This window comes from Allokutzneria albata (assembly GCF_900103775.1).
GTDB lineage: Bacteria > Actinomycetota > Actinomycetes > Mycobacteriales > Pseudonocardiaceae > Allokutzneria > Allokutzneria albata.
Genome location: NZ_LT629701.1, coordinates 6,305,586 through 6,327,832, shown reverse-complemented (window position 1 = coordinate 6,327,832; position 22,247 = coordinate 6,305,586). Strand labels below are relative to the sequence as shown.

The following is a 22,247-nucleotide window of genomic DNA, read 5'->3' as shown; positions in this document are numbered from 1 at the left end:
ACGGACGTTATCCGCCTGGGTCCGGTAGAGCAACTCGCTCTCAGCGGTTGAGGTACGCGTAGTGCTGCGTCGAGAACTCGCCTCCGTTGAACCGGTCCCAGTTGATCGACCAGCTCATCAGCCCGCGCAGGCCGGGGTAGACGCCGCGCGGCTTGTACGACTCGCAGTTCTGGCCCTTCATCAGGCAGTCGAGGACCTTGTGCACCGCGGCGACCGAGGTGTGCCCGTTGCCCGCGTTGACGCTCGCGGGCAGGCCGAGCGCGACCTGGTCCTGGCGCAGTCCCGCGAAGACGTTGTTCGCGTCGCCGCGCACCGGGAAGCCGCCGAGCACCATGTCGCCCATGGCCACGTGGAAGTCCACGCTCGGCATCTGCTTGTACTGGTTGTCCGGAGCCATGATCGGGCCGGAGTTGTACTGCTGGACGTGCAGCAGCGTCAGGTCGGCGCGCAGCGCGTGGATCACCGGCAGGTAGGAGCCCGCGCGGTTGTCCGCTCCGCCCTGACCGCCGTAGTGCTGGTAGCCGAGCTGCACGAAGAAGGTCTCCGGGGCCATGGTGAGCGTGAACCCGCTGCCGTACTTGGCCTTCAGCGTCTTCAGCGCCGAGATCAGGTTGACGATCACCGGCGTCTTCGGGTTCTTGAAGTCGGTGTCGCCCGCGTCCAGGTAGAGCGAGTGCCCCTCGAAGTCGATGTCCAGCCCGTTGAGGCCGTACTTGTCGATGATCGCGCTGACCGAGCGCACGAAGGCGTCGCGCGCGGCCGTCGTCGTGAGCTGGACCTGGCCGTTCTGGCCGCCGATGGAGATCAGCACCTTCTTGCCCTGCGCCTGCTTCTCCCGGATGCCCGCGATGAACTCCGCCTCGCTCTCCACGGTCGGGCACTCGGCGACCGGGCACAGCGAGAAGCGCAGTTCGCCGGAGGTGACGGAGGTGGGCTCGGCGAAGGCGAGCTGGATGATGCCCCACTCGTTGGGCACGTCCTTCATCCGCACGTAGCCCGACCCGTTGGCGAAGCTCGCGTGCAGGTACCCCACCAGCAGCTTGTTGCCCGCGGGCGGCTGGACGACGGAGGTCGTGGTCGTCGCCGTGGTGGTCGTGGTGGTGGTCGGCGTTGTGCTTCCCTCGCAGGGGTTTCCGTTGATCCGGCAGTTGGCGGGTGAGGCGGTTCCGGTGGCGTTGAAGCCGAAAGTGACGCTGCCACCGACCGGAACGGCGCCGTTGTACTCGCGGTTGGTGAACGTGTAGTGCCCGTTCTGGTTGGTCTGCAAGGCGTCCCAGTACGCGCCGACGCTGCCCTGCGGCAGGTCGAACTCGACCTTCCAGCCGTTCACGGCGCCGGCGGAGTCGTTGCGCACGGTGATCTGCGCGGTGTACCCGCCGTCCCAGCTGCTCTGCTTGGTGAAGCTCGCGGTGACCGATCCCGCGTAGGCGGGGACCACGGCGAGGAACGCCGCGGCCAGGAGCAGGGTTGCCAGCGCCGCAACCCGAGCGAACAGGACTCTCCGAGCCACTTTTCCTCCCACCGACGCACGGAAGCGCACCCTCTGCGGCGGCGGAGTGTTCACATGAGTGGACTAGACCACACCGAAGCCTGTCAAGGTCTGGACCACACGAGCCCTTCCGCGAGCATCCGGTCCAGGATCTGCCCGTCGGCGGCGGAGAGCTGGTCGCGCTGCGCGGGGCCGATCCAGCTGAGCTCCGCGATCTCCCCGCACGGGGACGGCTCCCCCGTGAACGCGGCGGTGTAGCAGGCGGTCCGCACCAGCACTCCGGGCGGGAAGCCGTGCGCCTGCGCCTCGAAGACCCCGAAGCACTCCGCGCCCTCGGCCAGCACCGTGATCCCCAGCTCCTCGCGCACCTCGCGCCGCAGAGTGTCCACATCGGACTCCCCGGGCTCGCGCTTGCCGCCCGGGAGGTAGAACACGTCGTTGCCGGTCGAGCGCGCGCCCAGCACCTTCCCGGCTCGGACGTTGAGCCAGGCCACCCGGTCGATGAGTCGCACGCCGACCACTGTGCCAGGCTGCGCGGCATGCCTTTCGCGGAGATCAACGGGCAGCGGGTGCACTACCAGGACAGCGGCGGCGAGGGCCTCGCGCTGGTGTTCTCGCACGGAATCCTCATGGACCACGAGATGTTCGCCGCGCAGCAGGAGCTGGCTCGTGAGTACCGGGTGATCACGTGGGACGCGCGCGGGCACGGGCTCACCGAATCCGACCGGCGTCCCTTCACCTACTGGGACCAGGCGCGGGACGTCCTCGGCCTGCTCGACCACCTCGAGATCGAGCAGGCGGCGCTGGTCGGCGCGGCCGAAGGCGGGCAGGCGTCCGTGCGCGCCGCACTGCTCGCCCCGGACCGGATCGTCGCGCTCGCGCTGATCAGCACCCTGCTCGGGGAGGAATCCCCACGGGCGCAGGAGTTCTACGGCCAGATGTTCGGCAGGTGGCTCGCCGAGGGGCCGATCGACGAGCTGACCACCGTCTTCGCCGCGCTGACCATCAACGACCCGGAGGAGAACGCGCGGTGGATCGCGAAGTGGCGCGAGCGCGACCGGGAGCTGGTCGCCGAGCCCGCGACGTGCCTGTTGGAACGTGAGGACTTCAGCGAGCGGCTGCGCCAGATCCGTTGTCCCGCAGTGGTCATGTACGGCACCGCTGATCCGTTGTTCGGCGCTCAGGAGGCCGAGGAGCTGAGCGAGGCGCTGCGGTACTGCGTCGGCGTCGTGCCCGTCGAGGGCGGTTCGCACGCCACCCCGCTGACGTGCCCGGACCAGGTCAACGCGGCGCTGAGCTACTTCCTCGGCGAGATCTAGTCGAGCGTGAGGGTGCCCGGCTCCGGCCACTCCGGGACCGGGTCCTCGTAGAAGTACGCCTCCAGCAGCGACAGGTATCCGTTGCCCACGAACAGAAGCACGCCGCCGGACGCCCCGGAGGCGGACGCGATCATGCCGTCGGGCGCCGACGTCGCGGGCGCCACGGCGTCCCCGTCGACGGTCAGGTCGACGGTGGGACAGCCGCAGGCGCACCCGGCCTCGGCCGTGGTGAACGGCAGCTGCGCGAGCAGTTCCCCGTGCCAGGGCCGGGAACCGGGCAGCAGCGACCGCAGCACGCGCTCGACGTCGGCGGGCAGGGCCATCTCGCTCCGTTCTCCGGGTCCGATCGGACTGGGCCAGCCAGCCTCGAGGTCTAGACCAAAGTGGGCCCCGAACGGCGGGTCAGGTTCCCCCGCCCGGCGCTGTCCGCCCCGTCCGGCCGAATGTAACCATCGAATTGCTCCGCCGCCGGAGAGGGGCAGAAATGCTCAGCAAACGCTTCAAGCGGGCAGTCGGGGTCGCCCTGTTCGGCCTTATTCCAGTCTCACTCAGCCTGGTCACCGCAGGCACGGCAAATGCACACGGATACACCCAGAGCCCGGCGAGCCGCAGTTACAACTGCAAGCTCGGCGTGGTGCAGAACTGCGGCCCGATCCAGTGGGAACCGCAGAGCGTCGAAGGCCCGAAGGGCTTCCCGAGCGCGGGTCCCGCGAACGGGAGCCTGTGCAGCGCGGGCAACGCGGGCTTCAAGCAGCTCGACGACCCGCGCGGCGGGAGCTGGCCCGCCCCGACGCTGGCCAGCGGCTCGAACTACCAGTTCACCTGGACGTTCACCGCCCCGCACCGCACCACCAAGTTCCACTACTACATCACCAAGAACGGCTACAACCCGTCGCAGCCGCTGACGCGGGACCAGCTCGAACTGACCCCGTTCGCGACCGTCGACTACGGCGGAAAGCAGCCGCCGACGACGTACTCGCACACCGCGAAACTGCCGTCCGGCAAGACCGGCAAGCATTTGATCTACGCGGTGTGGGACGTGCACGACACGGCGAATGCCTTCTACTCCTGCGCCGACGTCAATTTCGGCTGACGATAATTCGCTTGGCCGGGGTCGCGGTCGTGTCGCAGACTGCGCGACGTGACTGAAACCCGTATGCCTCGCGTGCAGACCTCCGCTCCGGCGGAAGGTGTGCGGCGACAGCAGGCGTTCGCGGGCCTCGGTCACGACCATCCGCGAAGGTCGTGACCGAGGTCCTGGTCGCGGGCTTGCTCGCCGGGTACGGCATCGCCGTCCCGGTGGGCGCCATCGCGGCCTTGATCATGAGTCTGAGCGCCCGGACCTCGTTCCGCGTCGGAGCGGCGGCAGCACTGGGCGTTGCCGCGGCCGATGGCCTGTTCGCTCTGGTGGCGGTGTTGGGCGGGGCCGCGCTCGCCGGGGTCGTCCATCCCATCGCCGTCCCGCTCCGCTGGCTGGCCGTGACTGTCCTCATTGGACTCGCGGTGCGCACGGCGGTGGTGGCGCTGCGTCATCACCGAGCACCACCGGACCAGGTGGGCACCTGGACGACGACACCCGCGCGGGCGTTCTTCGGCTTCCTCGGGCTCACGCTGCTCAACCCGCTGACGATCGTCTACTTCGGCGCACTGGTGCTCGGCCGTCAAGGTGCGGCGGGCCTAGGAGCGTTGGGAGACATGGTGTTCGTGCTGGCGGCGTTCGCCGCGTCCGCCAGCTGGCAGCTGGTCCTCGCCGGTGGCGGGTCGGTGCTCGGCCGCCTGCTCACCGGTCGGCGCGGCCGCCTGGTCACCGCACTGGTGTCCAGCGCGGTGATCGCGGGGCTCGCCGTGGACCTGCTGCTCTCCGGCTGACTCAGACAGGGAGATCATCCGCCCGGACCTGGGCGAGGCCGATCAGGAACGAGCGCTGGCGCGGGACGTGCCACTCGGAACTGTCGGCCATCGCCCAGGTCCCGAACTCCCACAGCATGTAGTCGACCGCGTCCGGCCACGCCGCCACCTCGGCCTCGGACAGCTCCACGTGCGCCAGGTAGGCGTCGCGGAAGGCGATCCACTCCTCGCCGGTGAACGGCCTGCCAGGGATGTCCTCCATGTGGAACATCAGTGCGGCCAAGGCGAGGTCCAGCACGCGCGGCAGGCACTCACCGTTGTCCGGGTCGATGAGCACCGGCCCCTCATCGGTGAAGACGAGGTTGTTGGCCTTGTAGTCCACCGTCGCGTCGACCACCGGCAGCCCGGCGTCCCTGATCGCGGGCAACGTCGTCCGCTCGAAGCGCTCCCCCAGCGGCACGAGCCGGTCCATGATCGCGTCCAGGTGCTCCGGCGCGTGCTCCCCGAACTTCTCGCGCAGTTCCGGCAGGTCCTTCGCGGGCTCACCCGGCTCGTAGACCGGCCACGTGAACGGCTTGAGCTCCGTCCCGCCCACCGCGTGGATGCGCCCGAGCAGGTCCCCCGCCGCGGTGACGTCGGCAAGACTTCCGTCGTACCGGCGCCCGTCGATCCACGGGTAGACCACCCACCGCTTGCCGTCCACCTCGGCCACGTCCACCGGCACCACCACCGGAATGCCTTGCGCGTCGAGGCGATGGCACCACTCGGCGATCCGGTCCGCCGTGCGCTTGAGCACCACCGCCGCGCCGTCGCGCTCGGCGCGGAAGACCAGCGACCACTGGTAGCAGGAATGGGTCCCGATCGCTCGCGCTCCGAAGTGCTCGAACACCCCGGCGACATCGGCAACGGCCGCGAACTCGGTCACCCGGCGAATCCTCAGCGGCCCCGGTACCCACCCGCAACCGGATTTGCCTGGCCCGCCCTACCGGCCGAGGAGACCGCAGGAGTTGCGCAGTTTTCTGAAAAAGTTCAGAATTGACGGCGTGGGAACCGAGGTGCAGTGGAGCGAGTTGCAGAGAGATCCCAAGAGCGTCGCCGCACTCGCCGACGAGGGCGACGTGCGGGTGCGGCGCCGGGATGGGGCTGCACTGCTGCTGACCCGCGAAGACCGCGTGGGAAGCGCCAGCGAGGGCGCTGTCATCGCATCTCGTGCTCTGCGCGGGCTGCTCGGGCGCGTCCCGCCGGACGCTCTTGCCGATGCGCTCCTGGAGGAGTTCCCCTGGATCTCGGTGTTGCCGCAGGCTGATCGCCGGGAGTTCGTCGAGGACTTCGTCCGCGCGTTCCGAGCCTGTGCGGAGATGGGGCGGTGGTCGCTGCTCACGGAGACGCTGCACGAGTGGCGGACCACCGCTGTGATCCACACCGATCCGGATCTCGTGAGGCAGCTCTCCGAGCCGCTGAACGACGACTTCGGCCCGGTTCACGACCCCATGGAGTCCTGAACGTGCCACCGCGCAAGGGGGACCGGGCGGCACCACCAGGGCGTCCGGGCGGCTGGGAGGTCAGATTCGCGACGTCCGAGGCGGCAAAGGGCTGGGAGGAGCTGTGCCGCAGCGCGCGCTCGAACACGTGGGAGGCGTGGGTCGTCCTCACAGAGCGACCGATGACCCCGGAGAACAGGGCGCGACAGCAACGGCTGAAGGGCGCGCTGAAATGTCACGAGATCCGGGGCCGGGCGTTGGAGCAATGGCAGTACGAGGTCACGTCGGGTGGTCGGATCTGGTACTGCCCGGATCCGGACACCCGGGTCGTGTGGCTGGTTGTCGCAGGACCCGGGATCACTGAGTGAGCTGCAGACGGGCGCGGCGGTGGCGCCAAGCGACGCGCCGGTCGAGTTCGCGCAGGAGCGCCGGGTCGGTGACGGCGTGGCGGAGGTTGGAGGCCGCGTCGATGAGGTTCTTGTTCCGGCGGGTCAGCTTGGCGGTGTAGCTGCGCGGAAGCGCGTTCAGGCAATCCGTGACAAGAGCGTCAGCGGAGGGCAGAAGGTCGCGTAGTTCCTCGTAGCGCTCGGGCCTGCAGTCGTCGAGGAGGTACACCGCGTCGGCTTTCTCGATGGTGGCGAGCGCGGGATCGACGGAGCCGGTACGCACACCGTGATCCCACGTCCACAAGGCGAGCTGGGCCCATTCCCGTCGATCCGGCACATCGTCCGCGTGGAATGCCTGCATGCCCGCGGCAAAGCAGTGGGCCATCCACCAATCCGGATCGTCGGTGATTCGGCCGGCCCGGTCGTCGTCGGAGAGCGGCAACAGCGCCTCCAGCGATCGCATGACCGATTCCCGGTCGTACTTCGCGTTGCCCCGATGCCGCTCGGCGGAGTGGTACCAGGACGGCGAGATGATCTTCTCGACGCTGTCGGCCACGTTGAGGCCGTCGTCGGCGATCAGGACCATGACTTCCACGCCTGACTCGGGCTGCACGTAGGTCTGGTGGTCGAACTCCAGCTCGCCGACAGGAACGAGCGCGATGCCGCGGCGACCGAGTTCGGCCTTGAGATCGGTGAAGAACAGCGGCCGTTTGAACGGCGTCAGCCCGTGGCGCGCACGGATGGCCTTGCTGACGAAACGAGCCGGGAGAGCGCCGAGGCGGTGCGCCTGGAACGTGAAGTGGTGGCCCGCGTAGCCACGGCCGTGCGGGCGCTTGGTCCAGAAGATCTCCAGAAAGCCGTAGTCGCGCCAGAAGTTGGGGTCGAAGGCGTTCTCGCCGCACTTCGAACCGAGCACCTCGGAGGCGAGATCCGGGCCCAGGTTCTCGTCGACACCGAGCACCGTGCGCGTCTCGACGATGTCAGCGAAGAAGTCGACCTTGGCCATGCGAACGATTCTCACGCGCGGGGGTCGGACCGCCAACTCACTTCCGGGGAAACGCGAAGCGGGCTACTCGCTGACGCCGAGGCCGACCGGGCAGGAGACGCCGGTGCCGCCGAGGCCGCAGTAGCCGTTCGGGTTCTTCGCCTCGGAGAGGTACTGCTGGTGGTAGTCCTCCGCGTAGTGGAACTCGCGCAGCGGGGCGATCTCGGTGGTGATCTGGCCGTAGCCCGCCGCGCTCAGCGACTTCTGGTACTCCTCGCGGCTGGCCTCGACGAGGGCGCGCTGCGCGTCGGAGGTGTAGTAGACGGCGGAGCGGTACTGGGTGCCGATGTCGTTGCCCTGGCGCATGCCCTGGGTGGGGTCGTGGCCCTCCCAGAAGACGCGGAGCAGCGTCTCGTAGGAGACCTTGGCGGGGTCGAACACGACGAGCACGACCTCGGCGTGGCCGGTGATGCCGGCGCACACCTGCTCGTAGGTCGGCGAGTCGGTGCGGCCACCCGCGTAGCCGACGGCGGTGGACCAGACGCCGGGGGTCTGCCAGAACAGCCGCTCGGCGCCCCAGAAGCAGCCCATGCCGAAGACGGCCGTGTGCAGTCCTTCGGGGAACGGCGGCTGGATGGTCCGGTCGGTGAAGACGGCATGGGTCGCGGTCACCCTTCCAGGGTACGCGCGCCGGGAGCGGGGTTAACGTGCAGAATCCTCCGCGTGCCGACCCTGTCCGTCCTCGTCCCCGCCAAGGATGAACAGGACACCATCACCGAACTCGTCCGCCAGCTGCACGAGAGCCTCGACCCCCGGTTCGACTGGGAGGTCGTGTTCGTCGACGACGGCAGCACGGACAAGAGCTGGCAGGTCATGTCGGACCTGGCCGCGGCGGATGACCGGGTCCGCGCGACGCGCCTGCGCTGCAACATGGGCAAGGCGGCGGCGCTCGCGGTGGCGATCCGGGAAGCCAGGGGCGATCTGCTGGTGACGATGGACGCGGACCTCCAGGACGACCCGGCGGAGGTGCCGCGGCTCCTCGCCCGCCTCGATGACGGAACGGACCTGGTCAGCGGGCACAAGAAGGACCGCAAGGACCCGTTGTCGAAGCGGCTGCCGTCCAAGTTCTTCAACGCGGTCACGGGCTGGGTGACCGGGCTCCGGCTGCGGGACCACAACTGCGGGCTGAAGGCCGGGCGCCGTGAGGTGTTCACCACGATCCCCATCCACGGCGAGCTGCACCGGTACGTGCCCGCGCTCGCGCACGCGATGGGGTTCCGGGTCGGTGAGGAACCCGTGCACCACCGGGCGCGCGAGCACGGCCGGTCCAAGTACGGCTTCGAGCGCTACCTGCGCGGTGCCCTCGATCTGCTCACCGTGGTGGCGCTGACCAGGTACGGGCGCAGGCCGGGCCACCTCTTCGGTGGGCTGGGCGCGCTGTCCGGGCTGGTGGGGACCATGATCCTGCTGTACCTGACCGGGGTCTGGGTCTTCACCGACCAGTCGATCGGGACCCGTCCGCTGCTCACCCTCGGCGTGTTGCTGGAGATCCTGGCCGTTCAGCTGGTCGGGCTCGGGCTGATCGCCGAGCTGGTGCTGGCGCGAACGCTGCAGAGCGAGGAAGTGGAGCGGTATGTCGTCGATCGCACCACCCCTGGGCCGGACCGCTAGCGTGGCCGATGTGTCCACAAAGGACGTTCTGCGGCGGGTGGCGGCCGGAGCGCCGCGCTGATGCGCAAAGCCCTGCCGCAGATCCTGTTCGTGGTGCTGGCCGTGGTCGCCGCCGCCATCGGCTTTCGCGACCGCGTTCCCGAGGTCCTCGCGGGCTTCGAACGGATCGGTTGGGTGCGTGCGGTGGTCGCGACGCTGCTCGCCGCGCTCGGGTTGCTCGCCACCTCGCGGATGTGGGCGGCCGGGCTGGGCTCGTTCGGACACCGTCTGTCCATTGTGGACACATGTCGGGTGTTCTTCCCCGCACAGGTCGGCAAGTACCTGCCGGGGCTGGTGTGGCCCTACGTCGCCCAGGTCCGCTTCGCCGCACGCCACGGGGTCCCCGCGGCGGTCACGCTCGGCGTCGGAGCGCGGTTCCTGGCCGTGCACCTGGTGAGCGGTGTGGTTGTCGGCGCGGTTCTGCTGCCCGGCTACGCGGACCTGAGCCTGCTCATCGCGGTGCCCGCGGTGGCGCTGCTGCACCCCGAGGTCCTCACGAGGCTCGTCGCGGCCATGCCCGCCAGGCTCGGTGCCCCGGAGCGGCTGCCGATGACGTGGTCGAGCGTGGGGGCGGCGCTGGCGTGGATGGCGCCCGCGTGGGCCGCCTACGGGCTGAGCGCATTCGTGCTGGTAACGCCGTTGGTCCCGGCGAACGACATGCTCGGCGTGGCGGTGACCTGCACGGGCGCCTTCGCGGTGGCGTGGGCGGTCGGGCTGGTGGTGATCGTCGCCCCTGCCGGGCTCGGCGCCAGGGAGGCGGTGCTGGTCGCGGCCCTGGCACCGCTGGCCGGTGGGCCCGCGGCCGCCTCGGTGGCGTTGCTGTTGCGGTTGTGCCATACGGTCGCCGACGTCGCGCTGGCCGTGGGATTCACGAGGGGGAACCGAGGGTGAGTGACAAGCGTGCCGCGGCCGTGCTGTCCGCGGTCGCCGTGCTGCCGGTGCTGGTGACGATCTTCGAAGTGCTGCGCTCACCCCGGCTGAACTTCGCCGACTACTGGTGGTTCGTCGAGGGCGCGACGCATCCCGATGGCAGCCTCGACCCGGCAGGCCTGCTGAAGCAGCACAACGGGCACCCGACCTTCATCCCGCGCCTGGTGTTCTGGGCGGAGGCGCGGTACCTGGGCGGCAACAACCACGCACTCGGCCTGCTGACCGTGGTGTTGTCGCTGGTCGTGCTCGTTGTGCTGCACCGAATGCTGCCGAGGGACCTCTCCACGACGAACCGGTTCGCGCTGACGGCGGCGTTCTCGTTCCTGCTCTTCGGTTCCCGCGAACTGGAGCTGTACGGCGTCGGGGTCACCGGAGCCACCTGGCTGCTCATGGCCGTGCCCGGGGTCCTGGCGCTGCTCTACGCGCACCGCGGCCAGACCGTGCGAGCGATGATCGCCGTCGCGGTCGCCTGCGCGTGCTTCGGAGCCGGGTTCGCGCTGTGGCCGGTGATCGCGCTCATCGCGTGGCTGCGCCGGGACGCGCTGTGGCAGATCGTCGCGCCGTTGGTGGTGCTGGTGGTCGCGGGCGGCGCGTGGGCGCTGACGTTCGAGACCGATTCGTTGCAATCGCCGCACCCGCTCGGCCCGGAGAACTACCTGTCGGTGCTCACGGGGACGCTCGGGCAGCAGTGGGCGTACAAGCACGCCGACTTCGCGGTCGTGGCGGGCGCGGTGATCGGAGTGCTGCTGTTCTGCCTGATCGCCGTGGCGCTGAAGCGCCGGGACGCCGAGACCGCGGCGTGGATCGGCCTCGGCCTCTGGGGCGTGCTGATCGGTGTGATGATCGCGATCACCCGCGTCGGCTCCGGTGTGGAAGTGGCGCTGGCCGGGCGGTTCGCCCTGGCACCGGTGCTGGCAACGGCCGCGGTCCTCGTGCTGCTCGCGGTGTACAAGCCGGGTCTGCCCGTGCTCGCCTGCTCGCTCGTGGTGTGCGTGGCGACCTACGCGCTCGGTACCCATCTCGCGACGGCAGTGCGCGCCCTGTACTTCGACCAGCGCGTCCTTGAAGTCGCCATGCACGTCGGTGCCAACAAGACGATCACGGAGCTCGGGTCCACTCCAGCCGTGGTGAGCCGCCTCAAGGGCATGCGCAGCTACCCCTTCAACGACGCGTTCGGCATCGGCTGCGGCACCAGGCTGGGCGCCAAGGTCGGTGCGCTGCGCGAACTCAGCACGGGGGCGGTCGATTCCGGGCCCGTCACCGGGGATGCCAAGATCTCTGGCTGGGCCATGGTCGACGGCAGGCCGGTCGACTGTGTTCTTGTGGTGGATGGCGCCGGAATCGTGCAGGGTGGTGGCGCCGTCGGCATGCCGCGCCCCGATGTGCAGGGCGCGCTCCAGACCAGACAGGCCCGGCTCGGCTGGCGGGCGGTGGCGATCCCGGGGATCGCGGGCGCCTCGGTCGTCGTCGGTTCGGGTGGCGTGCTGTACCGGTTGCCCACGGTGCGGGGCGCCTGACGGAGCCGGATGAGGGACCCAGTTCCCCTTCGGCAGAATTAGCCCAACTACGGGACGACACCACTAGGGGGTGCCTGTGAGCTGGCAGGAAGAGCTGCGCAGCCTTGACGCCGAACTGGCGGCCGGCAACATCTCGGCCGACCAGTACCGCCAGCGCCGGGACCACCTGCTCGCCCAGGCTTCGGCGGCGGGTCCGACGCCGAAGCAGCCGGAACCGAGCAGCGGCGACGGCCCCTTCCCTCCCCCGTTCCGGTGGGAGAACTCCGCACCGGCGGAGACCGAGACCACGCAGATCATCCAGCCGGTCAGGGACGACACGCCCGAGCCCGAGCCCAAGGCCGAGCCCAAGGCGGAGGAAACGCCCGAGGCCCCTGCGGAGCAGGCCCCCAAGGCCGAGGAGCCGCCAGCGGACGCGACCCAGGTCGTGGCCCCGAGCAGCGACGCCACCCAGGTCGTGGCGCCGGTCGGGGACAACGCCGACCGCACGCAGGTGGTCTCCACCCAGCACAACGCGGGTGACGCCGACCGGACCCAGGTCGTCCCCGGCGCCGGTCAGCCGCTCTACCAGCCGCAGCAGCAGCCCTTCCCCGGACAGCAGCAGACGGGCAGCCCGTGGCCGGCCCACCCGCAGCACCAGCCCTACCCGCAGCAGCAGCCGCACGGCTCCACCCCGCCGTGGGCGAGCAACGACCTGCCGCCGGACTTCGGCTCAACGTCGGCCTGGCCGCGGCAGGGCCCCGAGGTGTTCGAGAGCAACAGCGGCTCCAAGGTCGGCAAGATCGTGGCGATCGTGGCCGTGGTGCTGCTGCTGGCCGGTGGCGGCCTGGCGATCTGGTACTTCACCAGCGGCAGCGGTGGCGATACCCCGCCCGCCGCGTCGTCCTCCGCACCGCCGCCCGCCCCCACCACGACGACTCCCCCGCCCAAGCCGAAGCCGAAGGGCGGCCAGTTCGTCGACCTCGACGGCGAGCTGCGGGCGAACATGACGCACGGCATCGACTCCGCGGTGACGGCGAACGTGCCCACCCCGGACGAGGTCAAGGTGCTCAAGGAGGCCGGTGCCACCGAGGTGCTGGGCTACGGCACCGACGACAAGGGCGTGAAGCTCGGCCTCTGGGAGTTCAAGGCGGGCGCCGACGCCGTGCAGAAGGTCCTCGACGAGATCGACAAGATGTACGTGAACGCCGGGTTCCAGCCCTACACCGGCGCGGGAACGCCCGAGGCGGTCAAGGCGCGGGTCAAGACCGACGCGGGCGGCGCCACCTACCGGGCGCACTACAAGGCGGGCTCGTCGGTCATCAGGGTCGAGGCGTTCGGCTCGGACGCCGCTGCCGCGGAGACCGCGTTCAAGGCGCTGATCGAGCGCCAGCTCAAGCAGTACCCGCCGGCGTAATGGCGGAGCGCGACGACGAGGTTCGCTACGCCGACGGCGCCGAGGACTCGGTGCTGTCGGCGTTGCGCGCCGCCCGGGACGTCTCCTCCGGCTCCGACGAGCTGGCCGCGCAGGCCGTCGGGTGGGAGCTGAACTACCACTTCTCCCCGCAGCGCCAGGGATTGCTGGCCCCGCTGCGGCTGCGCGAGGGCCTGCGCGCCGCGGACCTCGGGTGCGGCAGCGGTGTGCTGGCCAGGGGACTGGCCGAGGCCGGGGCCCACGTGCTCGGCGTCGAGGGCGTGCCGAGCCGGGCCGAGGCGGCGCGGGTGCGCTGCCGCGACCTGGCCACCGTGGAGATCGTCACCGGCCGGGTCGAGCAGGGCCTTGCCGGGCGCGACCCGTTCGACCTGGTGCTGCTGTGCGGCCTGCTGGAGCACACCGCGGGCGATCCGGACGGCCCGGCGAACACCCTGCGCAGCGCGGTCGGCGCGCTCGCCGAGGACGGCGTGCTGGTGCTGGCGATCGAGAACCAGCTGGGGCTGGGCTACCTCGCCGGGCGGCACGAGGACCACCACAGCACCCCGTGGGTCGGCCTGGCGGACTACCCCGTCGGCAGGCGCAGCCCGCGCACCTGGGGCGCCAAGACGCTGGCCGCGATGCTCGCCGAGCACGGCTTGAGCGCGCAGCGCTGGCTGGTCCCCTACCCCGACTACAAGCTTCCCAAGGTCGTGCTGGACGGCCGGATCTTCAACCGCCTGGACGCTCCGGTCCTGATCGACAAGCTCGTCCGCGATCCCCTGCAGGGCGCGTTCGGCGGCAACGACGCGGTGGTCTCCGGCCGTGCGCTGCAACGGGTTCTCGTGGGCGAGGGCCTGGGTCTGAGCACCGCGCCGTGCTTCCTGATCGTCGCCGCGCGGTCGGCGGACGCGATCCGCGCGCACACTCAGGACCAGATCGGCTGGATGGTCAACAACTCGCGACGCGCGGCCTACCGGCGCTCGCGGGTGCTCTCCCCGCAGTTCCAGCTGGAGACCCTTGGTGGCGCGAGGGAAGCCGCTGACGGCTGGCTCCGCCACCAGGTCCTCGCCCAGGAGCCACTGCTCCCCGGGCGCCCGCTGGACGCGTACCTGCTGGACGCGCTGCACAACGGTGACCAGCAGGAACTCGAACGGCTGCTGCGGTTGTGGCGCGAGGTCTGCCGCGCGGGCGCGCGTCCGCCGGCCGAGGACGACCTGCTGCACCCGTTCCTCCCCGGGCGGCCGGGTGTGCCGGTGCTGCCGCCCGATCACCTGGACATCCACCCGGGCAACATCCTGGTGCTGCCGGACGGGGCGACCGTGCGCGTGGACCGCGAGTGGCTCGCGGGCTCCGGGGTCGACGCCGAACTGGCCGAGCTGCGCGCGCTGCTGGAGTTCTGCCGCGAGGTGGTCACCAGCCGCGCCGCGCACCCCTGGCAGGACGCGATCACCCTGCGCGGCCTGTTGCTGCAGCTCTGCGAGCCGATCGGGCTGCGCGCGGCGGCGGAGAGCCGCTGGGACGAGCTGGTCGAGGCGGAGTCGGTCTTCCAGGAGCTGGTGACCGGCAAGGCAGCCGCCACCACCGCGGACGCGATCCGCAGCGAGGCCGAGGCACTGGTCCTGCCGCCGCTCTGGGATGCCGTCGGCGGGTTGACCGCGCTGCGCGAGCGGGCCGCCGGGCTGGAGACCCAGATCGGCGAGCACCTGGCCGCGATCGAGGCGGAGCGCGGCGAGTTCGAGCAGCTGCTGCACACCACCCGCGTCGAGGCGCAGCGGGCCGAGGAGGCCCTCGCCGTGCGGACCGAGGAAGCCGAGCAGCTGCGGCACAACCTCGAAGTCGCCAAGGCCGAGGTGGCCAAGCTCGACCGCAGGATGGGCATGGCCATGCGCGAGCTGGCCGCCTCCGCGCAGCAGGAGACCCGCGCGCGGGCCGAGGCGCAGCAGGCTCGCCAGGCGGAGGCCGCGCTGCGGGCGGAGCTCGACGGCATGGCCGCGCGGCTCAACCAGACGCGAGCCCGGCTGGACCGCCTTGAAGCGTCGAAGCTGGTCAAGCTCGGGCACCGGCGCTTCTGGCCGACCGCTCGGGCCCTGCGCGGCGCCCGCGACCTGGTGCTGGGCCGAGCCGGTGAGGAACCGGACGCGGTGCTGCGCAAGGTCGCCAAGCACGCTCCGGGCCTGGCCGCGGTGGTCGGTGCGGTCGCCCGGCACCGCTCCGGCGCGGCCCGCGAGGGGGCGCTCCGGTTCCACGTGGAACTACCGGACGAGCCCGTGCACGTCGGCCTCGGGCAGGTCGTGGAGTTCACCGGCTGGGTGTTCCACGCCGACCTGCCGCTGCGCGCCGCGTGGATGGTCTCGCAGGGCCGCGAGCACCCGGTGAGCCTCGGCTACCCGCGCCCCGACGTGGTGGCGGCCTTGTCCCCCTTGGGTTTGCGCGTTCCGGACGGCAGTGGCATGCGAGTCCGCGTCCCGGTCCGCGCGGTCCCGGCGGAGCAACGCGTCGACCTCGCGCTGCGGGTGGAGCTGGTCGACGGCACGGTCCTGGAGCGCCAGCTGCCCGAGTTCACCGTGCTGCCCGGCACCGGCGCGAAGCCACTGGACGTGAGCTGGCCGGGCTCCGGCCCGAAGGTCGCGATCTGCATGGCGACCTACTCGCCCAGCCGGGAGTACCTGGAGCAGCAGCTCGACTCGATCCGCGCGCAGACGCACAGGAACTGGGTGTGCGTGCTCTGCGACGACGCCTCGCCGGAGCCCGCCCGCAAGCTCATCCGCGAGCTGGTCGGCGGCGACACGCGTTTCGTGTTCGTGGAGAACGAGGACAACGTCGGCTTCTACCGCAACTTCGAGCGGGCGCTGCGGCTCGTCCCCGCCGACGCTGACGCGGTGGCGCTGAGCGACCAAGACGACGTCTGGGACCCCGACAAGATCGAGACCCTGCTCGCTGAGCTGGCCGATCCCCAGGTCCAGCTGGCGTACTCCGACATGCGTCTGGTCGACCACGACGGCAGGCACCTCGCGGACTCGTTCTGGCAGCGCAGGCGCAACCAGTGCGAGGACCTGCTCGCGCTCGCCCAGCTCAACACGGTGACCGGGGGCGCGTGCCTGGCGCGCGGGGACTTCGTGCGGGAGCAGGTGCTGCCGTTCCCGCCCGGAACGATCTCGGTGTTCCACGACCACTGGATGGCCGTGATGGCGCTCGGCACCGGGCGGATCGCGTTCGTGGACCGGCCGCTGTACTCCTACCGCCAGCACGGCGACGCGATCACCGGTCACCGCGAGGACGACCTCGACGAGGGCCTGCCGCCGCTGTCGAAGCTGGCGATGGCCGCCGTGGGGCTGGGCGATCCGCTCACCGACGAGCAGCGCGCGCGGCTGGACGCGGTCGCGGAGTACGAGCTGACCCGGCTCGCGCAGTTCGCGACGGTGTTGCTGCTGCGGGATTCCGGCCGCATCACCGGCGAGGTGCGCGAGCGGCTGCTGGAGCTGGCGATGGCCGACCGCAGGGTGAAGCCGCTCTACGAGCTGACCCGGCTGCCGGAGTCCACCCGTGCGGTGACCGCGGGCGCGGAGAACCTGTTCCTCGCTGCGGCGCTCCGCCACCGGGCGGAGGTGGCGCGACGGCTGGACCTGCCGCCGCGCCCCGAGCCTCCGTTGGACTGATCAGCCGCCGTCGACCGGGCGGTAGGCACGCGTGCGGTAGCTGCGGGCGGAGCCGCTGTGCAGCTTGGAGACCGCGTCGAGCATGGCGCGGCCCATGCGGGCACGGGCTTCGAGCGCCGGGTGGGTGCCACCGAAGTTGGCGTTGTTGGTCGCCGCGTCCCCGGTGAACGCGCCGCCCGCGAACACCGCGTAGGTCAGCATCGGCTTGGCGTCGCCGTCGAAGATCACGCCCGCCTCGTGCCGATCGGAGTTGAGCCATCCGGCCTTGGTGGCGACGCGCTCGCGCTCCGCGGTGGACATGTTGCTGCGGATGCCGTCGATGTAGCCGTCCTTGGAGCGCAGCACGTCCAGGATGAACGCCGTGGAGTCGGCGGACACGAGCTTCCCGGCGACGAGCCGCTCCAGCAGCGAGTGCGTCTCCCGCGCGGTGGTCTTGCCGAGGAAGAACCGGTTCGGGTTGGCGACCGGGATGACCTGGGTGTGCACGAAACCCTTGGCGCGCAGGATCTTGTTGAGCTCCAGCGCCGGGCACACCAGCCCGCACAGCCGGACGGCGGTGTCGTCGGAGACCAGCAGCAGGGCGGCGAGCGCGGCGGCGACGGTGATCTGGTCGCCGTAGACCTTGTGCAGCCGGAAGATCCCGTCGCCGTCCTTGATGATGATCTCCGGCGTGAGCTCGACCTTCTGGTCCAGCTTGATCAGCCCGCGGTCGACCCTGTCCAGCACGGCGACGGCGATGGCGATCTTGTTGACGCTCTGCGCGTTGACCACCGCGTCGGCGTTGTCGTCGACGGCGGGGATCACCCGGCCGTCCGGGTCGACGATGCTGACGAACGCCGACCAGGTGCCGCGCGCCCGGCGCGTCTCCCTCCGGTAGACCGAGGCGATCCTGGCGCGGGCCCGGGCCGCTGTCGACGGAGTCACGTCTTCAGGCGTCTCACCGGCTTCCGCGGGTTCGGCCGAGGCCGAAGCGGCGGTGGGGCCGAGCACGGCGGCTGCGGCGAGCCCGAAGGCGGCGCGGCGGCGGATGGTGGCCATTCGCGGAGTTACCTTCCTGGACGACTCCGTCGACACGGAGCATGCCGACGCACACATCTACCATTTCCACAGGTGGTTCGCCCACCACCTCGGCCTGGCCCGAATCCTGGAATTGCCAAACGAGGACCCTTGGACGCCAGGAACGGGCATGTGGTTGGGCTCTTTTCGAGAGTTCATCAAATCGGCTCCCAAAGGCACTACCGGCACGAATTCCGGGTAGAACCGAGAGGGAGACATTCGCCGCCACCACGAGGAGAGATTCGGCATGAACCGCAACACCGTTGTCCGTGGAATCACCGCAGCCGCTGTCGCTTTCGGTGGCCTCGCCGTCGCCACCACCGGTGTCGCCAACGCCGGGACCCCCGCGCCGTGCACCGCGTCCGAGCTGACCGCGACCGCGGGCGACGGTCAGCAGGGCCAGGACCCGCTCTTCCGGCAGCTGGTCGTCGAGTTCAAGGCCAAGGACGGGGTGCACTGCCAGCTCAAGGGCCTTCCCGGCGAGCTGACCTTCTACAAGGACGGCAAGCCGATCCCGGTGACGCCCAAGGTCAAGGACGCCGACCGCGCGCAGGTCATCGACGTCAGGGGCATCGACACCGCGACGCTCATCGTGGACATCCCGAAGGACGGCGCTCCGGTCACGCCCACCGACGAGGTGTCCTTCACGCTGCCCTCGGCGAACGCCGACGTGATCCGCCTGCCCTACACCGCGGGTGTCGCCGAGACCCCGACGATCTCCCCGGTCATCGGCCCGACCGGCTGAGTTCTGAATTCCCGGTCCCGCCCGCACCATGCGGGCGGGACCGCGTCAGGCGATTCCGCAGTCGACGAGCACCTTTGCCATGCTGCGGCGGAATCCTTCTGCGGAGAAGCGTTCCCGGCAGATCCGCAACATTTCTTGCTGCACATCGGCCCACAGCGCGTCGTCGCGGAGCATGCGATCGCACAACTCCACCATTTCCGCGGGTGATTCGCCCACGAGATAGCGGGCGTACGCACCGAGGTGCAGGCCCTCCGCGCCGACCGGCGTGGTGATGAACGGCAGGCCCGCCGACATCGAGTCGACGAACTTGATCTTCACTCCGGCCCCGAAGCGCATCGGCACCACGTGCAGCCGCGCGGAGCTGAGCCACGGCCGCGGATCGGGCACCCGGCCGACGACCTCGTTCAGCCCGCCGTGCAGGGCCAGCACCGCCGGCGAGGGGTCCGCGCCGACCACGCGCAGCGTCAGCCCGGGGTGCCGCTCGCGCAGGCTGGGCAGCACCTCGTCGGCCAGCTCCAGCACCGCGAACTCGTTGGGCGTGCGCGGGGTGTTGTCGAAGCCGCCGAAGAACACGATCCCCTCGCGCCCCTCGATCCCGGGCACCTCGTCGGGCGTGACGATCGGGTAGCAGGCCACGTGCGCCGGCGTCTCCGGAGCGACCCGGCGCGCCCACTCCGCCTCCTCCTCGCTCACGCACACCGCGACGTCGGCCCAGCGGAAGGCGCTCTGCTCCTCCTCGCGCAACCGCGCCGCCTCGATGGCGTGGCGACGGCGCTCCGCCGAGTCCACCGAGTGCTCGAAGTGCTGCTCGGGACGGCGGTGGAACAGGGCTTCGGAGTCGTAGACGCGGATCGCCTGCGGCTGACTGCGCGCGATCGGCACGCCGTAGTTCGCGTAGTTGTGCGGGCGGAACGCCACGATCACGTCGTAGAGGCCCGCCCGGGAGCGCGACCAGGCTTCGAGTTCGGTGACGCCGTGGACGATCTCGACGCCCTTGGCCTGCCACCGCGGCGCGTACTCCTCGACCCGCTCCGGCGAGACCGCGAAGAACGTGACGCGAGCGTTGGGGTGCGCCTCGATCCACGCGTCCACCACCGCGGCCGTGCGCGGGTCCCCACGACCGCGATCCGCTTGCGGGACACGGTCGTCGATGAGCAGCACGCGGTAGGGCGCATTGCGGTCGCGGAGCCAGAGCGCGCGGTGCGGCCACTCGTCGAGCGAGGTGACGGCCGGGCGCTTGGCCAGCTCGTCGGCCCAACGGCGCTGGAAAACCCCGTGGTTGAGCCGCATCAGCTCGGTGGCGCGCTCCGACGAGCTGCTGCCGTGCCGCGCGTGCTCCACAGTGGACTGTGGGACGACCCAGGTCTGCCAGCCGCGCGCACGCAGCGCCAGCTGCAGGTCGACGTCCTCGAAGTAGGCGATCTCGTACTCCGGGGAGAAGCCGCCCGCCTGGTAGAAGGCCTTGCGGCGCACGACGAGGCAGGCCGCCGACGCGTAGTCCACCTCGCGCGGGAACGAGGCGTCCTCCCACGCACGGCACCACCCGTCGCCGCCGATCAGGCTGCCGGACTCCTGCACGGAGCCGTCCGGGTTCAGCATGACCGGGGCGACCGCACCCACCTCCGGGCGATCGTCCAAAAAGGACAAAAGCGGCTCCAGCCAGCCGTCCCGCACCTCGACGTCGGCGTTGAGGAAGCAGACCAGCTCCGTGCGCGCGTGCTGCACACCGAGGTTGCACCCCGCGCCGAAGCCCAGGTTCTCGGACATCTGATGCACCGTCACGCGGAGACGATGGGTCGAGCCTGCAAGCAGCTCTCCCGCAAGGTTCGCTGCCAGCCACTCCCCTGTGCCATCAGGAGACGCACTGTCCACGACGATCACGTCGTAAGGCGCGGGCGTGTGCGCGGCGAGCGTTTTGAGGCACGTGACGACCAGGTCGCGCCCGCCGTAGGAGACGAGGACGAAGGTGAGCCGGGGAGTCACGAGCCCTTGATCTTTCCGTAGACCTCGCGCACCGGCTGCGACCAGCGCAGCAGCTTGGTGTTGCGCAACGCGTCCAGCTCCCGGCTGTCCAGGGCGAGCCGGTCGATCTCGTTGCGCAGTTCGCGGAGCTGCGTCTGCACGACGGCGAGATCGTTGCGCGCGCGCTCGGCGTCGGCCTTCGCGTCGGCGACCTCGCGCCACGCGTCCGCGAGCGTGTCGGCCAGCTTCTGCCGCTCCACGAGCATCCGGTCCCGCAGCCGCCACTGGGCGTGCCGCAGGGCGTTGTTCTCCTCGGCGAGATCGGCGAGGCGCCGGGTCAGGTCACCGCCGCGCGCGGTGAACGCCTGTTCGACGGCGGCGGCGACGCGGTCGAAGTGCGTGGCGACCGCGCGCTTGGCGTGCTCGGAGGACGCGGAGAAGCGCAGCCCGGCGCTGATCGCGTCGGTGATCCGCTCCGCCCGGTCGACGATCTGCTTCGGCGAGCCGAACTCCAGTGCGGGCCAGCGCTCTTCGCCGGTCGGGTCGTAGAGCGCCCACGGCGTGCTGAGCGCGGCGCAGGCGGCGGCCACGTGCTCGTCCGTCGCGATGACGGCGCTCGCCGCCTGGAGAACGGCGAGGCGGTCCTCCAGCACGAGGCCGGTCGGCATCTCGACGACGTGGTCCGCGGCGAGGAAGTCGCGCAGGGCGTCCAGCGGCAGCTCCGCGCTCTGCACGACCACGACGCTGCCGTCCGCGGGCAGCACGCCGAGCTGGCGCAGGTGCTGGGTACGCGTCCGCAGGGCTTCCGCGTCGACCAGGCCGTCGAGCAGCAGAGCCGGGTGCGGCACCACCGGGATGTCGCCGGAGAGCCCGGCCGCGGCGAGGCGGTCGCAGGAGCGGCGGTCGCGCACCGTGAGGTACGGCTGCCGGGCGAGGGCGGTGACCAGCTCCACCGGCGGCTCGTCGGCGACCCGCACGCAGCTGCTGATCAGCGGGTGGGTCCGCTCCGCCTCGGGGTCCAGCCCCTCGGTGAAGTAGGAGTGGGCGGTCCCCTCAGGGTAGGGCCAGTCCGCGCGGGGCGCGCCGAGCGGGAAGGCCGGGGTGAGCACGGAGGCGTCCGCGGACGCGGCGATCTGCTCGATGCGTTCGGAGCCGTGGTCGCCGAGCGGGGCCGCGACGTAGCCCCCGTCCTCCGGGATCGGCCGGGTCCAGCCGAGCGGCGCGTACCAGGTGGCCCGCCAGCCGGGCAGTCTGCGCAGCAGCTCGCGCTCGGTGAGCCGAGCGATCAGCTGGTCGCCGAAGCCGGGCAGGTCGGAACTGGTCCAGAGGGCGAAGGCCCCGATGGTTCTCGGCGTGGGTTCCCGCACCCGCCGAGCCTAGCGCTCCGCCTGTACACGGGGTTCCGCTCCGCGGCTAACCCGGTGGCCGGGACACCGCAACCGGGGCTGGGGAAGATCAACGATCTTGGTCACCGACCGCCCGTCGAGGCGTGGATATCTGGGGAACTTATCAACAGGCTGTCGCCGAACGGCCACTCAGCGGCGACGAGCGGCACCCCGAGCCGGGTCACGCCGACGCGTCCCGGCGAAGAAATCTCACTCTCCGACATACCCGCAGGTCAGAGCCTCGCATCCGGCGCAACTCGCCCGCGCCGCCCGCACGCGGACGCCGAGGTCCCCTTCGCGCCGGGGACCCCCTAACACTCATTTTCTCACTTCGTGCCCACAGGCGAGCGAAGTTATCCACAGGAATCCGAAGTTGTCCACAAGCCTT

19 protein-coding genes are annotated in these 22,247 nt (G+C 70.8%); 10 read left to right on the top strand and 9 right to left on the bottom strand.

Annotated features, from left to right (window positions below):
* Positions 1 to 40: 40 nt before the first annotated feature.
* The gene (locus tag BLT28_RS28775; protein ID WP_030427963.1) at positions 41 to 1,510 is read right to left on the bottom strand and encodes a chitinase; all 1,470 of its coding nucleotides are present in this window, start codon (positions 1,508 to 1,510) and stop codon (positions 41 to 43) included.
* 83 nt (positions 1,511 to 1,593) lie between these two features.
* A complete protein-coding gene (locus tag BLT28_RS28770) occupies positions 1,594 to 2,001 on the bottom strand; it encodes an NUDIX hydrolase (protein ID WP_030427962.1) in 408 nt (135 codons plus the stop codon).
* 27 nt (positions 2,002 to 2,028) lie between these two features.
* Between BLT28_RS28770 and BLT28_RS28765 the strand changes: the two genes are divergently transcribed.
* The gene (locus BLT28_RS28765) at positions 2,029 to 2,808 is read left to right on the top strand and encodes an alpha/beta fold hydrolase (protein ID WP_030427961.1); all 780 of its coding nucleotides are present in this window, start codon (positions 2,029 to 2,031) and stop codon (positions 2,806 to 2,808) included.
* On the opposite strand, the gene BLT28_RS28760 is transcribed toward BLT28_RS28765, so the two are convergent.
* A complete protein-coding gene (locus tag BLT28_RS28760; protein WP_030427960.1) occupies positions 2,805 to 3,131 on the bottom strand; it encodes a hypothetical protein in 327 nt (108 codons plus the stop codon). The genes BLT28_RS28765 and BLT28_RS28760 overlap by 4 nt on opposite strands.
* Before the next feature lie 161 nt (positions 3,132 to 3,292).
* Between BLT28_RS28760 and BLT28_RS28755 the strand changes: the two genes are divergently transcribed.
* On the top strand, positions 3,293 to 3,901 hold the full coding sequence (locus tag BLT28_RS28755) for a lytic polysaccharide monooxygenase auxiliary activity family 9 protein (RefSeq protein WP_030427959.1): 609 nt from the start codon (positions 3,293 to 3,295) through the stop codon (positions 3,899 to 3,901).
* Between the two features lie 152 nt (positions 3,902 to 4,053).
* On the top strand, positions 4,054 to 4,677 hold the full coding sequence (locus BLT28_RS28750; RefSeq protein ID WP_030427958.1) for a LysE/ArgO family amino acid transporter: 624 nt from the start codon (positions 4,054 to 4,056) through the stop codon (positions 4,675 to 4,677).
* A gap of 1 nt (position 4,678) precedes the next feature.
* Here the strand turns inward: BLT28_RS28750 and BLT28_RS28745 are convergent, their stop codons facing one another.
* Positions 4,679 to 5,581, bottom strand: a complete 903-nt coding sequence (locus tag BLT28_RS28745; RefSeq protein WP_030427957.1) for a phosphotransferase — start codon at positions 5,579 to 5,581, stop codon at positions 4,679 to 4,681.
* 118 nt (positions 5,582 to 5,699) lie between these two features.
* Between BLT28_RS28745 and BLT28_RS28740 the strand changes: the two genes are divergently transcribed.
* Positions 5,700 to 6,158, top strand: a complete 459-nt coding sequence (locus tag BLT28_RS28740) for a DUF6247 family protein (protein ID WP_030427956.1) — start codon at positions 5,700 to 5,702, stop codon at positions 6,156 to 6,158.
* Between the two features lie 336 nt (positions 6,159 to 6,494).
* Here BLT28_RS28740 and BLT28_RS28730 read toward each other — a convergent pair whose 3' ends face one another.
* Positions 6,495 to 7,529, bottom strand: coding sequence for a hypothetical protein (locus BLT28_RS28730; RefSeq protein ID WP_052406984.1), 1,035 nt, complete (start codon positions 7,527 to 7,529; stop codon positions 6,495 to 6,497).
* A gap of 63 nt (positions 7,530 to 7,592) precedes the next feature.
* Positions 7,593 to 8,180, bottom strand: a complete 588-nt coding sequence (msrA, locus tag BLT28_RS28725) for a peptide-methionine (S)-S-oxide reductase MsrA (protein WP_052406983.1) — start codon at positions 8,178 to 8,180, stop codon at positions 7,593 to 7,595.
* A 51-nt stretch (positions 8,181 to 8,231) separates the two neighbouring features.
* On the opposite strand from msrA, the gene BLT28_RS28720 reads away from it, so the two are divergent.
* The 5 genes from BLT28_RS28720 (at position 8,232) to BLT28_RS28700 (ending at position 16,711) form a co-directional block, all read left to right on the top strand.
* The gene (locus tag BLT28_RS28720; RefSeq protein WP_030427953.1) at positions 8,232 to 9,179 is read left to right on the top strand and encodes a glycosyltransferase family 2 protein; all 948 of its coding nucleotides are present in this window, start codon (positions 8,232 to 8,234) and stop codon (positions 9,177 to 9,179) included.
* 60 nt (positions 9,180 to 9,239) lie between these two features.
* Positions 9,240 to 10,109 carry a lysylphosphatidylglycerol synthase domain-containing protein gene (locus tag BLT28_RS28715; RefSeq protein ID WP_052406982.1) on the top strand — a complete coding sequence of 290 codons (870 nt, stop codon included), beginning with the start codon at positions 9,240 to 9,242 and terminating at the stop codon, positions 10,107 to 10,109.
* Positions 10,106 to 11,665 (top strand): hypothetical protein, encoded by a 1,560-nt coding sequence (locus BLT28_RS28710; protein WP_030427951.1) that lies wholly within the window; start codon positions 10,106 to 10,108, stop codon positions 11,663 to 11,665. The genes BLT28_RS28715 and BLT28_RS28710 overlap by 4 nt, the downstream gene beginning before the upstream one ends.
* Positions 11,666 to 11,741: 76 nt before the next feature.
* Positions 11,742 to 13,058, top strand: coding sequence for a hypothetical protein (locus tag BLT28_RS28705; protein ID WP_030427950.1), 1,317 nt, complete (start codon positions 11,742 to 11,744; stop codon positions 13,056 to 13,058).
* A complete protein-coding gene (locus BLT28_RS28700) occupies positions 13,058 to 16,711 on the top strand; it encodes a glycosyltransferase (RefSeq protein ID WP_030427949.1) in 3,654 nt (1,217 codons plus the stop codon). Before BLT28_RS28705 ends, BLT28_RS28700 begins: the two co-directional genes overlap by 1 nt.
* Here the strand turns inward: BLT28_RS28700 and BLT28_RS28695 are convergent, their stop codons facing one another.
* The gene (locus BLT28_RS28695; RefSeq protein WP_030427948.1) at positions 16,712 to 17,749 is read right to left on the bottom strand and encodes a serine hydrolase; all 1,038 of its coding nucleotides are present in this window, start codon (positions 17,747 to 17,749) and stop codon (positions 16,712 to 16,714) included.
* 265 nt (positions 17,750 to 18,014) lie between these two features.
* Between BLT28_RS28695 and BLT28_RS28690 the strand changes: the two genes are divergently transcribed.
* Complete coding sequence (locus BLT28_RS28690; RefSeq protein ID WP_030427947.1) at positions 18,015 to 18,512, top strand: hypothetical protein; 498 nt, start codon at positions 18,015 to 18,017, stop codon at positions 18,510 to 18,512.
* A 45-nt stretch (positions 18,513 to 18,557) separates the two neighbouring features.
* Here BLT28_RS28690 and BLT28_RS28685 read toward each other — a convergent pair whose 3' ends face one another.
* Both BLT28_RS28685 and BLT28_RS41105 read right to left on the bottom strand, forming a co-directional pair.
* A complete protein-coding gene (locus BLT28_RS28685) occupies positions 18,558 to 20,495 on the bottom strand; it encodes a glycosyltransferase (protein ID WP_030427946.1) in 1,938 nt (645 codons plus the stop codon).
* Positions 20,492 to 21,841 carry a glycosyltransferase family protein gene (locus tag BLT28_RS41105; RefSeq protein WP_030427945.1) on the bottom strand — a complete coding sequence of 450 codons (1,350 nt, stop codon included), beginning with the start codon at positions 21,839 to 21,841 and terminating at the stop codon, positions 20,492 to 20,494. The genes BLT28_RS28685 and BLT28_RS41105 overlap by 4 nt, the downstream gene beginning before the upstream one ends.
* Between the last annotated feature and the right edge of the window lie 406 nt (positions 21,842 to 22,247).

Bases quoted from the DNA above. Each gene is read 5' to 3' on its own strand.
- BLT28_RS28690 (WP_030427947.1), top strand. From the start codon at position 18,015: ATGAACCGCAACACCGTTGTCCGTGGAATCACCGCAGCCGCTGTCGCT.
- BLT28_RS28730 (WP_052406984.1), bottom strand. From the start codon at position 7,529: ATGGCCAAGGTCGACTTCTTCGCTGACATCGTCGAGACGCGCACGGTG.
- BLT28_RS28700 (WP_030427949.1), top strand. From the start codon at position 13,058: ATGGCGGAGCGCGACGACGAGGTTCGCTACGCCGACGGCGCCGAGGAC.
- BLT28_RS28695 (WP_030427948.1), bottom strand. From the start codon at position 17,749: ATGGCCACCATCCGCCGCCGCGCCGCCTTCGGGCTCGCCGCAGCCGCC.
- BLT28_RS28715 (WP_052406982.1), top strand. From the start codon at position 9,240: ATGCGCAAAGCCCTGCCGCAGATCCTGTTCGTGGTGCTGGCCGTGGTC.
- BLT28_RS28765 (WP_030427961.1), top strand. From the start codon at position 2,029: ATGCCTTTCGCGGAGATCAACGGGCAGCGGGTGCACTACCAGGACAGC.
- BLT28_RS28760 (WP_030427960.1), bottom strand. From the start codon at position 3,131: ATGGCCCTGCCCGCCGACGTCGAGCGCGTGCTGCGGTCGCTGCTGCCC.
- BLT28_RS28755 (WP_030427959.1), top strand. From the start codon at position 3,293: ATGCTCAGCAAACGCTTCAAGCGGGCAGTCGGGGTCGCCCTGTTCGGC.